Origin of the sequence: Mycobacterium sp. TKK-01-0059, from assembly GCF_000709305.1 — a bacterium.
Classification (GTDB): Bacteria; Actinomycetota; Actinomycetes; order Mycobacteriales; family Mycobacteriaceae; genus Mycobacterium; species Mycobacterium intracellulare.
This window is the reverse complement of record NZ_KL446993.1, coordinates 121711-134123: the sequence shown is the minus strand read 5'-3', so window position 1 is coordinate 134123 and position 12413 is coordinate 121711. Positions and strand designations below refer to the sequence as shown.

Genomic DNA, 12413 nt, shown 5'->3' with positions numbered 1-12413 from the left:
GCCGAACTGTGGACAACGTGGCCCGGTCTAGGGTGAAGGCCATGCGAGTGGGAGTGCTGGGAGCCAAGGGAAAAGTCGGATCGACGATGGTGGCCGCCGTGCAGGCCGCCGAGGATCTGATGCTGTCCGCCGAGGTGGACGCCGGTGACCCGCTGAGCCTGCTGACCGACGGCGGCACCGAGGCCGTCATCGACTTCACCCACCCCGACGTGGTGATGGGCAACCTGGAGTTCCTCATCGGCAACGGGATTCACGCCGTCGTCGGCACCACCGGCTTCACCGCCGAGCGTCTTGAGCAGGTGCGGGCCTGGCTCGCCGAGAACCCGCAAACGTCGGTGCTGATCGCGCCGAACTTCGCCATCGGGGCGGTGCTGTCGATGCACTTCGCCAGGCAGGCGGCGCCCTTCTTCGACTCGGCCGAGGTGATCGAGCTGCATCACCCGCACAAGGCCGACGCCCCGTCGGGCACCGCCACGCGCACCGCCAAACTGATCGCCGAGTCACGAAAAGGCTTGCCGCCCAACCCCGACGCCACGAGCACCAGCCTGCCGGGCGCGCGGGGCGCCGACGTGGACGGGATCCCGGTGCACTCGGTGCGCCTGGCCGGGCTGGTCGCGCACCAGGAGATCCTGTTCGGCACGGAGGGGGAGACGCTGAGCATCCGCCACGACAGCCTCGACCGGACCTCGTTCGTGCCGGGCGTGCTGCTGGCGGTGCGGCGCATCACCGAATATCCCGGACTGACGGTGGGCCTGGAGCCCCTGCTCAACCTGCAATGACCAAAGCGCTGCGCACCCAACTGCTCGTCGCCTTCATGTGCGTCGCGCTGTTGGTGTACTTCGCGCTGCTGGGACGGGTGGCCGTCGCCATGATCGCCTCCGGCCGGGGCGCCGCCGTCGGCCTCGGGCTGGCGGTGTTGGTCATGCCCGTCATCGGCCTGTGGGCGATGGTCGCGACCCTGCGCGCGGGGTTCGCGCATCAGCGGCTCGCGCGCCTGATCGCCGCCGACGGAATGGAACTGGACACCAGCGACCTGCCGCGCCGGCCGTCGGGCCGCATCCAGCGCGACGCGGCCGACGCGCTGTTCGCCACGGTGCGCACCGAGGTGGAAGACCACCCCGACGACTGGCGGCGCTGGTACCGGCTGGCCCGCGCCTACGACTACGCCGGGGATCGACGCCGCGCCCGCGAAGCCATGAAGACGGCCGTGAACCTGCAGGGCGACCATGAGTAAGACGCTGCTGATCGTGCACCACACGCCGTCGCCGCACACCCACGAGATGTTCGAGGCGGTCGTCTCCGGCGCGACCGACCCCGAGATCGAGGGCGTGGAGGTGCTGCGCCGCCCGGCGCTGACGGTGTCGCCGGCCGAGATGCTGGCCGCCGACGGCTACCTGCTGGGCACCCCGGCCAATCTCGGCTACATCTCGGGCGCCCTCAAGCACGCGTTCGACTGCTCCTACTACCAGCTGCTCGACTCCACCCGCGGGCGACCGTTCGGGCTGTACCTGCACGGCAACGAGGGCACCGAGGGCGCCGAGCGCGCGGTCGACACGATCACGACCGGGCTGGGTTGGTCCAAAGCCGCTGAGACGGTGGTGGTTTCGGGCAAGCCCGGCAAGGAGCAGCTGCAGGCGTGCTGGGAACTCGGGGCGACGGTCGCCGCCCAGTTGATGGATTACGCGTAGGTCGGCTTGAACGCGTCGGCCGGTTGGGCCAGGGCCAGCGCCGAGCTGGTGCCGAGCGGGCCGTGCCGGTCGAACAGGGTGGCCGCCCCGGTGGCAACCCCGGCCGTGCCGTAGTGACTCTGGGCGGCCAACCCCAGGAATTCGCCGTCGGGCAACCGGCTAGCGGTGACGGTGTAGTCGGCGTTGATGTAGCGCAATCCGCCGGTGCCCCAATGGGTGAGCGAACTCGTGATGTCACCGACGAACGCCAGCCGGGTGAACGGGGTCAGCGGGTGGCCCTGCACCATCGGCCGAAAGATCCTGGCCCACGCGAACTTCTGCGAGTCGGACTGCTCCCACTCGCCGGCGGCGATGCCCGGGCTGCCGTCGCGGGTGGCCCCATACCCCCAGATGAGGAACGGCATGGCCTCCGGGAAGCCGTCGGAGGATGTCGGCAGCGGCGGCATCTCGACCGGGAAGGACCACACCCGGCCGTCCGGATGATCGCCGCGACGGAGGAACAGCGCGCTGGCCCGCGCGACGACCGTGCCGTTTTGTACCAGCTCGCCGTCGACCAGCTTGATGCGCCGACCCTCCCGCAGGACCGATGTCCGGATCTGCACCGGCGACATCAGCGCCGGGCGCAACAGGTCGACCGTGAACCGGGCGGGCTGCAGGTCCGGATCGACGCCGGATTGCTCTATGCCCCAACCCAACAGGCCGCCGACGATCTGGCCGCCCATGGCCGCGCCCCACGGCCCTTGCGTCATCGCGCCAGGAACGTAGGAGTCGCCGTCTACAGTGAAAAACGCCTCGGGCATGATGGCGGAATCGTTCGTCACCGCTATCACGATAGGACACCGGATAGTAAGGACCGGGTATGCCTCCAGTGATCGAAATCGCGCGCGACCACAACCCGTTCCCGACGGTCGGCGTGTCCCGCGGCCGCGACGGCGTCCCGCGCTACGACGAGCTGCCCGCCACCCTGCTGGACATGCTCGCCGAACACGTCGACAACCGTCCGGGCAGCGAGGCGCTGGTCGAGCTGGGCGGCGGCCGGCTGACGTACCGACAACTCTGGGACCGCGCCGCGCGGGTGGCTGGTGGGCTGCGCGCGGAAGGCATCAAGCGGGGCGACCGGGTCGCGGTGCGTTACCCCGCGGGGATCGACTGGGTGCTCGCGTTCTGGGGCGTCGTGATGGCCGGCGGCATTGCGGTGGCGGTCAATATGCGCTCCGCTCAACCGGAGGTCGACTTCGTCCTGTCCGACTCGGGTGCGGGGCTCGATCTGGCGCCGGATTCCCCGCTGCCCGAAGGGCCGCCGTACGTCAGCGAGCAACTCGGCCGCACCGACGTGGCCGCCCTGTTCTACACGTCGGGCACCACCGGCCACCCCAAAGGGGTGCCCACCACCCACGAGGCGTTCCTGACCAACACCGAGAACGCGATCCGGTGTCTGCAACAACCGCGAGACCTGGGCGAGGGAATGCGGACGCTGATCTCGGTTCCCCTGTTCCACGTGACGGGTTGCAATTCACAACTTTTGGCCGCCGCACGGCTCGGGGGAGCGTCGGTGATCATGCCCACCCTGAACCTCGACGCGTTGATCGCCGCGCTGGGCGCCGAGCGCGTGTCGGTGCTGGTGACGGTGCCGGCGATCTACTCACTGTTGTTGCGGCACAAGGGGTTTGCCGGGACAGACGTCTCGGGGATCCGGTGGGTGGGATACGGCGGGGCCCCCATCGCCCCGTCGCTGGTGCGGACGGTGAAGAACGCGTTCGGCCACGCCACCGTGTTCAACGGCTACGGCATGACCGAGACGGCATCGCTGATGACGGTGCTGCCCGACGGCGAGGCCGTCGAACACGCCGACTCGGTCGGGTACGCGGTCCCGTCGGTGGACCTCGGGCTGATCCCGTTGGGGGACGAGCCCGGCGTGGGTGAGCTGGTGACCCGCGGCGCCAACGTCACCGCCGGCTACTGGAACCGGCCCGAAGCCACGGCGACGACCTTTGCCGACGGCTGGCTGCACACCGGCGACGTGGTGCGCGTCGACGACGCGGGCAGGGTGCACCTCATCGACCGGCTCAAGGACATCATCAACCGCGGGGGCGAGAACGTCTCCAGCGTCGAGGTCGAGGCCGTGCTGCTGGGGGCGCCCCACGTCGCGGACGCCTGCGTGCTCGGGGTCGCCGACGACGTCATGGGGGAGAAGGTGGGGGCCGTGCTGTTCGGCGGTGACGACGACATCGACGTGCCGGCCGTGCTGGAGCACTGCCGCGGCCGGCTCGCCGATTTCAAAGTGCCGCAATACGTCACGGTGGTCGATACCGCGCTGCCGCGCAACGCCGGCGGCAAGCTGCTCAAGGCCAGGCTCCGCGAACAGGTGCGGTGGGGGGAGCCGCTGCGATGAGCGCGAGCCTGTTGGTCGCCAACCGCGGCGAGATCGCACTGCGAATCATCCGCACCGCAACCGAACTGGGCATGCGGACGATCGCCGTCTACGCCGGCGACGACGCGCAGAGCCCGCACGTGCACGCGGCCGACGAGGCGATCGGGTTGCCCGGCAGCGGCCCGCGGGCCTACCTGGACCAGTCCGCCGTGTTGGCGGTGGCGAAGAGCTCCGGCGCGGACCTCATCCACCCCGGATACGGATTCCTCAGCGAGAACGCCGAATTCGCCGACGCGTGCGCGGCCGGCGGCCTCACGTTCGTCGGCCCCGACCCCGGGGTGCTCGGGTTGCTCGGCCACAAGACCGCGGCCCGCGGCGCCGCGCTGGCCGCCGGGGTGCCGGTGCTGCCCGCGACCGACGGGGCGAGCAGCGTCGGGGACGTCAAGGCGTTCTTCGCGGCGCAGCAGGGCGGCATCATGCTCAAGGCCCTCGCCGGCGGCGGCGGACGGGGAATGCGCAAGGTGCACCGCGCCAATCAGATCGACGACGCCTACCAGCGCTGTGCGGCCGAGGCGCAGCTGGGTTTCGGCGAACCGGCGCTGTACGCCGAGGCGCTGCTCGACGACGCCCGCCACATCGAGGTGCAGGTCGTCGCCGCGCCGGCCGGCCACCAGACGCACGCGCTGGCGGTCGGGGATCGCGACTGCAGCATCCAGCGCCGCTACCAGAAGCTGGTCGAAATAGCCCCCGCCCAAGGGCTTTCGGATGAGCTGCGCCGGGCGCTGCATCAGGCGGCGGTGCGGCTGTGCGCGCGCGTGGGCCTGCGGGGGCTGGCCACGGTCGAATTCCTGGTCACCGGCGAGGATTTCGTCTTCCTCGAAGTCAACCCGCGAATCCAGGTGGAGCACACCGTCACCGAGGAAACCACCGGACTCGACCTGGTGGCCGTCCAGCTGGCGATCGCCGGCGGCGCGTCCTTCTACGGGCTGGGGTTGCCGGCCGGCATCGCGTCCGACGGGCTCGAAGTCATCGGCGAGCCGGCCGCCCAGCGCGGCATCGCGATTCAGCTCAGGGTCAACGCGGAGACTTTCGGGCCCGACTTTTCGGTGCTGCCGTCGGCGGGCACGCTCACGGCGTTCACCCCGCCCAGCGGGCCGGGCGTGCGCGTCGACACCTATGGCCGGCCCGGGCTGGCCGTGAGCCCCCAGTACGACTCGCTGCTGGCCAAGGTCATCGTCCATGTGCGGGGGGCGTCGTGGCCGGCGGCGCTGCGCAAAGCCGACACCGCCCTGTCCGAGTTCGGCATCGAAGGCATTCACACCAACATCGGATTCCTCCGCGAGCTGCTGCGCGCGGAGCGCGTCGAATCCGGTTGGGTGAGCACCGGTTTCGTCGACGAGAAACTTCCCGAGCTGGCCCGCGCCGCACAGTCGCACCAGCAAGAGCCGCCGCCGGCATCGGTCGAGCTCTATCCCGGCGAGGAGGCCCTGCGCGCGCAGCTGGCCGGCACCGTGGTCGAGGTGGCGCCCGAGGGGGCGCAGCACGCCGCCGGAAGCCAACTGGTGGTCCTGGAGGCGATGAAGATGCAGCACGTGCTCGTCGCGCCGGACGCGCTGCGGACCGTCCGGACCCTGGTGACGCCCGGGCAGGTCGTCGGCACCGGCGACCCGCTGCTGATCTTCACCCGCACCGAGGCCGGCGCTGGCGGCGAAACCACAGGGGCCGCAACCGATCTCGACCGGCCGCGCGCCGACCTGGACGAGGTGACGCGACGCCACGCCCTCACCCTGGACGAGGGCCGTGCGGCCGCCGTGGCCAAGCGGCACCAGCAGGGCCGCCGCACCGCGCGGGAGAACATCGCCGACCTGGTCGATCCCGGCAGCTTCGTCGAATACGGCGCGTTGGCCATCGCGGCGCAGCGCAGCCGCCGCTCGGAAGAGGACCTGATCGCCAACACCCCGGCCGACGGCCTGGTGGCCGGCCTGGCGACCATCGGCGCGCAACGGTTCGGGCGGGCCGCGGCGCAGGCCGTTGTGGTGTCCTACGACTACACCGTGCTGGCCGGCACGCAGGGCATGCGCAACCACGCCAAAACCGATCGCGCCTTCGATCTGGCCGCGCGTAAGCGGCTGCCCGTGGTGCTGTTCGCCGAGGGCGGCGGGGGCCGACCGGGCGACACCGATGTCGGCGGCGCCGCCGGACTCGACGTGCCGACCTTCCGGATGCTGGCCGGGCTGCGCGGTGAGGTGCCGCTGGTGTCGATCGTGTCCGGCCGCTGCTTCGCCGGCAACGCCGCGCTGGCCGGGGTCTGCGACGTGATCATCGCCACGCCGGACGCCAACATCGGGATGGGCGGGCCGGCGATGATCGAGGGCGGCGGGCTGGGCGTGTACCCGCCGGAGGCGATCGGGCCGATCGGTGTGCAGCGCCGCAACGGCGTGGTCGCCCTGGTCGCCCGGGACGAGGCGCACGCCGTGGCGCTGGCCAAGCAGTACCTGTCCTACTTTCAGGGCAGCCTGGGAGAGTGGCAAGCGCCCGACCCCCGGCTGGCCCGGCATGTGGTGCCGCAGAACAGGTTACGCGCCTACGACGTGCACCGGGCGATCGAGGCGATCGTCGACGTCGGATCCGTGCTCGAGCTGCGGGGAGACTACGGCGTGGGCATCGTCACCGCGCTGGTGCGCGTCGAAGGGGTGCCATACGGGCTGATCGCCAACAGCACCCACCACCTGGGCGGCGCGATCGATGCCGAGGCGGCCGACAAGGCGGGCGACTTCCTGGCCCTGTGCGAATCGTTTGGGCTGCCGGTGATTTCGCTGTGCGATACCCCCGGCTTCATGGTGGGTCCTGACGCGGAGACCCAGGCGGCGGTGCGCCGCTTCGGCCGCATGTTCGTACTCGGCGCGCGGCTGACGGTGCCGCTGGGCATGATCATCTTGCGCAAGGCATACGGGCTCGGCGCGATGGCGATGGCCGGCGGCTCCTTCCGCGCGCCCCAGTTCACCATCGCCTGGCCGACCGGCGAGATCGGCGGCATGGGATTGGAAGGCGCTGTGCGCCTTGGCTACAGCAAGGAGCTGGCCGCGGTCGACGATCCCGCCGAACGGCAGAGCCTCTTCGATCGCCTCGTGGCCGCCGCCTACGAGCACGGCAAGGCGTTGCGGGCGGCCACCACATTCGAGTTGGACGACGTGATAGACCCGTCAGCCTCCCGGGCCTGGATCACCAGGCTCTCGGGAGGCTGACCGGGTCGAGCGATTATCCGTGGCCGGAGCCGCAGCCGACGCCGGGCAGGCAGCCGGTGCCGCCGGGCACGCCGCCGGGGCCGGCGAACTGGCCACCGGAGCCACAGCCAACGCCGGGCACGCAGCCCTGGCCGCCCGGACCACCGCCGGGACCCTCGAACTGGCCTCCCGAGCCGCAGTTCCCGTTGGCGTCGCAGCCGCCGCCGCCCGGGTCCTGCTTGAAGGTGATGTGGGTCGGCGCTGGTCCCGCTACGGAAACGTCAGCAACGGCCGCGGGCGCGGCGGCGATAGCCGCAGCCACAGCCCCGGCGACAACCAGCGGTTTCATGAGTGTCAATTTCGATAGCATGCGCGTGGCATACCACCTCAACACATGTCCAAAACATCGCGAATAAAATTCGGTGGCAAACGACGGAAGGCCAACGACATGACCTCACAAGATCTGACCGGCCGTACCGCAATCATCACCGGCGCGTCACGCGGAATTGGCCTGTCGATCGCTCAACAGCTGGCGGCCGCGGGCGCCAACGTGGTGCTGACCGCGCGCAAGCAGGAGGCGGCCGACGAGGCCGCCGCGCAGGTCGGTGAGCGGGCCGTCGGCGTCGGGGCGCATGCGGTCGACGAGGAGGCCGCCCGGCGCTGCGTGGACATGACCCTCGAGCGCTTCGGCACCCTCGACATCCTGGTCAACAACGCCGGGACCAACCCCGCGTACGGCGCGCTGATCGACCAGGATCATGCCCGTTTCACCAAGATCTTCGACGTCAACCTGTGGGCTCCGCTGCTGTGGACCTCGCTCGCCGTCAAGTCGTGGATGGGTGAGCACGGCGGATCGATCGTCAACACGGCCTCCATCGGAGGCATGCACCAGTCGCCGGCGATGGGCATGTACAACGCCACCAAGGCGGCGCTGATCCACGTCACCAAGCAACTGGCGCTGGAACTTTCGCCGCGCGTGCGGGTCAACGCGATCTGCCCCGGGGTGGTGCGCACCCGGCTGGCCGAGGCGCTGTGGAAGGACCACGAGGATCCGCTGGCGTCGTCGATCGCGCTCGGGCGCATCGGCGAACCGATCGACGTGGCCGCGGCGGTCGCCTTCCTGGTTTCCGACGCCGCGAGCTGGATCACCGGCGAAACCATGGTCATCGACGGCGGTCTGCTGCTGGGCGCCGCGCAGGGATTCCGGTCCGCCCCCGGCGGCGGTCAATGAACGCCTTCGACGCGGCCGAGCTGGACGCGCGGGTGCAGGCACTGCTCGACGAGCACGATCCGAAGGACGGCGACGCGCGGGAATTCCTTGGCGCGCAATACGATGCGGGACTGGCCTGGGTGCACCTGCCGCGGGGCTTCGGCGGGCTGGATCTGCCGCGCACCGCTCAGGAGCGCGTCGACGCCCGGCTGGCCGCCGCCGGGGCGCCGGTGGGCGGCACCCCCAAGAACTACATCGGCATGGGCATGGCCGCGCCGACCATCGCGGCGTTCGGCACCGACGAACAGAAGCGAAAGTTCTTGCGCCCGTTGTTCACCGGTGAGCAGATCTACTGCCAGCTGTTCAGCGAGCCGGGTGCCGGATCCGACCTCGCCGGGGTGTCGACCCGCGCGGTCCGCGACGGCGACGAGTGGATTGTCAACGGGCAGAAGGTGTGGACGTCGCAGGCGCAGCACGCGCACATGGCCATCCTGGTCGCCCGCACCGATCCGGCCGTGCCCAAACACGCCGGCCTGACCTACTTTCTCTGCGACATGACGCAGCCCGGCGTCGAGATCCGGCCGCTGCGCCAGATCACCGGCGAGGCCGAGTTCAATGAGGTCTTCCTCACCGACGTCCGGGTGCCCGACGCGAACCGGCTGGGCCCGGAGGGTGGGGGCTGGCGGGTCGCGACCACCACGCTGAACAACGAACGGGTCGCCATCGGTTCCCGCGCCGGCGCGCCGCGCGAGGGCGGCCACATCGGCAAGGTCGCCGACGCCTGGCGCGCCGAGCCGGCCCTGCGCGACCCCGCCATGCACGATCAGCTGATGCGGTTGTGGGTGGAGGCGGAGGTCTTCCGGCTCGCCGGTGAACGGCTGCGGCAGCAGGCCGCCACCGGTCAGCCGGGGCCCGAGGGGGCCGGCATGAAGGTGGCGTTCGCCAAGCTGGCGGCAACTCGATCGAGGGCGGCACGTCGGAAATCCTGCGCAACACCATCTCCGAGCGGATCCTCGGCCTGCCGGGTGAACACCGCGTCGACAAGGACGCCGCGTGGAAGGACCTGCCCCGATGAGCCCCCTTGCCGTGCTGACCGGGGACCTGCTCTATTCGGACACCGAAGAGGCGCTGCGGGCCGGCGTCCGTCAGCTCTTCGCCGAGCGTTGCCCGCCCGAATCGGTGGCCGGCGTGTATGACGCCCAACCCCAAGACTTCTCGGGCGTGTGGCGGACGCTGGCCACCGAATTGGGCGTGGCCGGCCTGCTCGTTCCCGAGTCGCTCGGCGGGGCCGGCGCAAGCGCCCGCGAGGCTGCGGTGGTCATGGAGGAGATCGGCCGGGCCGTTGCGCCGGTGCCGTTCTTGTCCAGCGCGGTCCTCGCCACGGTGGCACTGCTGCGCGCCGGGGACACCCGGACCGTCTCGGCGCTGGCCCAGGGCGAGCTGACGGCGGCGTTGGTGGTGCCGCTGACCACCGCGCCGGACGACCCGGTCACCGGGGTCAGCGGCGGACCCGGCGGACTCAGCGGATCGGTCACCGCCGTGGCCGGCGCCGGCGAGGCCGACGTGCTGGTGGTGCCCGTCACCGGTCCGGACGGGCTCGAGCTGCACACCGTCGACCGCGCCGCGGCGGGCGTGCAGGTGTCGCCGCTGCTCGCGCTGGACATGACCAGACCCCTTGCCGCCGTGACGTTTTCGGGCGCGCCCTCCTCGAAGGTCGGCGCGGGCGACGGGCCGGTGGCCGATGCCGTCCGCACCGGGGCGGCCCTGCTCGCGTCCGAGCAACTCGGAGTCGCCCAATGGTGTTTCGACACCACGCTGGACTACGCCCGGCAGCGCCGGCAGTTCGGCCGCACGATCGGCTCCTACCAGGCGATCAAGCACCGGCTGGCCGACCTGTGGTTCGACGTCGGCGCCGCCGCGGCCGCGGCCCGCTACGCGGCCGACACCTGCGCCCGGGCCGACGACGACGCGGCCGCGGCGGCCGCCATCGCCCAGGCCTACTGCAGCGATATCGCCGTGCACGCCGCCGAGGAATGCATCCAGCTGCACGGCGGCATCGGGATGACCTGGGAGTATCCCGCGCACCTCTACCTCAAGCGGGCCAAGAGCGACCAGCTGGCGTTCGGCACCGGCTACCGGCACCGCGCCCGGCTGGCCGAGTTGGTGAACCTGCCGCCGACCTGACGGCCCCGCGCAACCGTCAGCGCGGGAACGCCGCGGCGAACACCTCCGTCATCGCGTCCCAGTGCCGCTCGGCGGCCGCGGGGTCATACGGCGCGTTGTCCGGGACGGCGAACCCGTGGCCCGCCGAATACCACTCGATGGTGTGCTCGACGCCGGCCGCCGTCAGCGCCTTGTCGAGCTGTTCGGCGTGATCGGCGGTGAACGACGCGTCGTTCTGGGCGCCGCCCACGTACACCGTCGCGCTCATCCGGTCGGCCAGCAGGTGCGGGCTGTCGTCGGTGTCGGTCACCAGGCCGCCTCCGTGGAACGACGCCGCCGCGGCCACCCGGTCGGGCACCCGGCCGGCGACGATCAGCGACGTCCGCCCGCCCATGCAATAGCCGCACACGCCGAAGCGCTCGCCGGACACCTCGGGGCGCGCCGCCAGGTAGTCGAAGAACGCGGTGGCGTCGGCGGCCATCCGGTCCGGGGTGACGCTGCCGATCATCGAAAACAGGCGCCCCCGTTCTGACTGGTCGTTGAAGACGGTCGCCATGTCGAACGGCGCCCAGTCGGCGGTGCGGTAGTAGACGTCCGGGAGCAGCACGGCATAGCCGAATCCGGCCAGCTTGGCGGCCATCTCCTCGAACGTGCCCCGCACGCCGCCGGCGTCGGGATACATGACCACACCGGGCCACGGGACTTGGGATTCCGGACCGTCGGGCGTGAACAGGTGCACCGGGCAGGTGCCATCGGGGGTGGTGACGACGTCGGTGATATTCGGCATGGCACCCGTTCTACTCCGGTTGCCTAGACGTCCAAACATCGGCGTCGACCCGCCGCGCCCGGCTTCGCCGCGCTTGCGATCGCCGCTAAGCTGACCGCGTGCCAATCCCGACGCCCTACGAGGACCTGCTTCGACTGGTGCTCGACGAGGGAACGGCCAAATCCGATCGCACCGGCACCGGGACCCGAAGCCTGTTCGGCCGGCAGCTGCGCTACGACCTGTCGGCCGGCTTTCCGCTGCTCACCACCAAAAAGGTGCACCTCAAGTCGGTGGTGTATGAGTTGCTGTGGTTCCTGCGCGGCGATTCCAACGTCGGCTGGCTGCGCGAGCACGGGGTCACCATCTGGGACGAATGGGCAAGTGACACAGGCGATCTCGGGCCGATCTACGGCGTACAGTGGCGGTCCTGGCCGACGCCGTCGGGCGAGCACATCGACCAGATCAGCGCCGCCCTGGATTTGCTGCGCACCGATCCCAACTCGCGGCGCATCATCGTGTCCGCCTGGAACGTCGGCGAGATCCCCCAGATGGCGCTGCCGCCGTGCCACGCCTTCTTCCAGTTCTACGTGGCCGACGGCCGGCTGAGCTGCCAGCTCTACCAGCGCAGCGCCGACCTGTTCCTCGGCGTGCCGTTCAACATCGCCAGCTACGCGCTGCTGACGCACATGATGGCCGCCCAGTCCGGCCTGTCGGTCGGCGAGTTCGTGTGGACGGGCGGGGACTGCCACATCTACGACAACCATGTCGAGCAGGTGCGGCTGCAACTGAGCCGCGAGCCGCGGCCCTACCCGGAACTCGTTCTGGGCGAACGTGATTCGATCTTCGACTACACCTACGACGACGTCGTCGTGCGCAACTACGATCCGCACCCGGCCATCAAAGCCCCCGTCGCGGTATGACGCGCTCTACCGCCCGCGCCGGCGACGATGCAGAGCGAAGCGATGAGGAGGAGCGGCGCTCAACCACGGCT

The 12413-nt window shown here is 70.8% G+C and carries 11 protein-coding genes and 1 pseudogene; 9 read left to right on the top strand and 3 right to left on the bottom strand.

Features of this window, described 5'->3' with window-relative positions; genetic code table 11:
* The first annotated feature begins 41 nt into the window (after nucleotides 1–41).
* Genes dapB through K883_RS00740 form a run of 3 tightly spaced genes read left to right on the top strand, consistent with a single transcriptional unit; the run spans nucleotide 42 to nucleotide 1688 of the window.
* Nucleotides 42–779, top strand: coding sequence for a 4-hydroxy-tetrahydrodipicolinate reductase (gene dapB, locus K883_RS00750; RefSeq protein ID WP_036455233.1), 738 nt, complete (start codon nucleotides 42–44; stop codon nucleotides 777–779).
* Nucleotides 776–1234, top strand: coding sequence for a tetratricopeptide repeat protein (locus K883_RS00745; protein ID WP_020823160.1), 459 nt, complete (start codon nucleotides 776–778; stop codon nucleotides 1232–1234). Before dapB ends, K883_RS00745 begins: the two co-directional genes overlap by 4 nt.
* Nucleotides 1227–1688 (top strand): flavodoxin family protein, encoded by a 462-nt coding sequence (locus K883_RS00740; RefSeq protein WP_008258632.1) that lies wholly within the window; start codon nucleotides 1227–1229, stop codon nucleotides 1686–1688. The genes K883_RS00745 and K883_RS00740 overlap by 8 nt, the downstream gene beginning before the upstream one ends.
* Here the strand turns inward: K883_RS00740 and K883_RS00735 are convergent.
* The gene (locus tag K883_RS00735) at nucleotides 1679–2488 is read right to left on the bottom strand and encodes a thioesterase family protein (protein ID WP_036455232.1); all 810 of its coding nucleotides are present in this window, start codon (nucleotides 2486–2488) and stop codon (nucleotides 1679–1681) included. The genes K883_RS00740 and K883_RS00735 overlap by 10 nt on opposite strands.
* A gap of 59 nt (nucleotides 2489–2547) precedes the next feature.
* On the opposite strand from K883_RS00735, the gene K883_RS00730 reads away from it, so the two are divergent.
* Together K883_RS00730 and K883_RS00725 are read left to right on the top strand one after the other, a co-directional pair.
* Nucleotides 2548–4080 carry a class I adenylate-forming enzyme family protein gene (locus tag K883_RS00730; protein WP_179945037.1) on the top strand — a complete coding sequence of 511 codons (1533 nt, stop codon included), beginning with the start codon at nucleotides 2548–2550 and terminating at the stop codon, nucleotides 4078–4080.
* Entirely contained in the window at nucleotides 4077–7304 is a 3228-nt protein-coding gene (locus K883_RS00725; protein ID WP_020823158.1) for an acetyl-CoA carboxylase family protein, read from the top strand. Before K883_RS00730 ends, K883_RS00725 begins: the two co-directional genes overlap by 4 nt.
* A gap of 13 nt (nucleotides 7305–7317) precedes the next feature.
* Here K883_RS00725 and K883_RS00720 read toward each other — a convergent pair whose 3' ends face one another.
* The gene (locus K883_RS00720) at nucleotides 7318–7632 is read right to left on the bottom strand and encodes a hypothetical protein (RefSeq protein ID WP_008258627.1); all 315 of its coding nucleotides are present in this window, start codon (nucleotides 7630–7632) and stop codon (nucleotides 7318–7320) included.
* A gap of 99 nt (nucleotides 7633–7731) precedes the next feature.
* On the opposite strand from K883_RS00720, the gene K883_RS00715 reads away from it, so the two are divergent.
* From K883_RS00715 to K883_RS00705, 3 genes and pseudogenes are all read left to right on the top strand, one after another.
* On the top strand, nucleotides 7732–8514 hold the full coding sequence (locus K883_RS00715) for an SDR family oxidoreductase (RefSeq protein ID WP_008258626.1): 783 nt from the start codon (nucleotides 7732–7734) through the stop codon (nucleotides 8512–8514).
* Nucleotides 8511–9568, top strand: a pseudogene (locus K883_RS00710) (acyl-CoA dehydrogenase family protein). Before K883_RS00715 ends, K883_RS00710 begins: the two are co-directional and overlap by 4 nt.
* An 11-nt stretch (nucleotides 9569–9579) precedes the next feature.
* Nucleotides 9580–10677 carry an acyl-CoA dehydrogenase family protein gene (locus K883_RS00705; RefSeq protein ID WP_036455231.1) on the top strand — a complete coding sequence of 366 codons (1098 nt, stop codon included), beginning with the start codon at nucleotides 9580–9582 and terminating at the stop codon, nucleotides 10675–10677.
* Nucleotides 10678–10693: 16 nt separating this feature from the next.
* Here K883_RS00705 and K883_RS00700 read toward each other — a convergent pair whose 3' ends face one another.
* Nucleotides 10694–11443, bottom strand: a complete 750-nt coding sequence (locus K883_RS00700) for a dienelactone hydrolase family protein (RefSeq protein WP_009955233.1) — start codon at nucleotides 11441–11443, stop codon at nucleotides 10694–10696.
* A gap of 98 nt (nucleotides 11444–11541) precedes the next feature.
* Here K883_RS00700 and K883_RS00695 point away from each other — a divergent pair, with 98 nt between their 5' ends.
* The gene (locus K883_RS00695) at nucleotides 11542–12342 is read left to right on the top strand and encodes a thymidylate synthase (protein WP_036453354.1); all 801 of its coding nucleotides are present in this window, start codon (nucleotides 11542–11544) and stop codon (nucleotides 12340–12342) included.
* Nucleotides 12343–12413 lie beyond the last annotated feature (71 nt).

What these genes read in the sequence shown, in the direction of transcription:
- K883_RS00720 (WP_008258627.1), bottom strand. Translation starts at nt 7,632, where the DNA reads ATGAAACCGCTGGTTGTCGCCGGGGCTGTGGCTGCGGCTATCGCCGCC.
- K883_RS00735 (WP_036455232.1), bottom strand. Translation starts at nt 2,488, where the DNA reads ATGCCCGAGGCGTTTTTCACTGTAGACGGCGACTCCTACGTTCCTGGC.
- K883_RS00745 (WP_020823160.1), top strand. Translation starts at nt 776, where the DNA reads ATGACCAAAGCGCTGCGCACCCAACTGCTCGTCGCCTTCATGTGCGTC.
- K883_RS00740 (WP_008258632.1), top strand. Translation starts at nt 1,227, where the DNA reads ATGAGTAAGACGCTGCTGATCGTGCACCACACGCCGTCGCCGCACACC.
- K883_RS00715 (WP_008258626.1), top strand. Translation starts at nt 7,732, where the DNA reads ATGACCTCACAAGATCTGACCGGCCGTACCGCAATCATCACCGGCGCG.
- dapB (WP_036455233.1), top strand. Translation starts at nt 42, where the DNA reads ATGCGAGTGGGAGTGCTGGGAGCCAAGGGAAAAGTCGGATCGACGATG.
- K883_RS00725 (WP_020823158.1), top strand. Translation starts at nt 4,077, where the DNA reads ATGAGCGCGAGCCTGTTGGTCGCCAACCGCGGCGAGATCGCACTGCGA.
- K883_RS00730 (WP_179945037.1), top strand. Translation starts at nt 2,548, where the DNA reads ATGCCTCCAGTGATCGAAATCGCGCGCGACCACAACCCGTTCCCGACG.
- K883_RS00700 (WP_009955233.1), bottom strand. Translation starts at nt 11,443, where the DNA reads ATGCCGAATATCACCGACGTCGTCACCACCCCCGATGGCACCTGCCCG.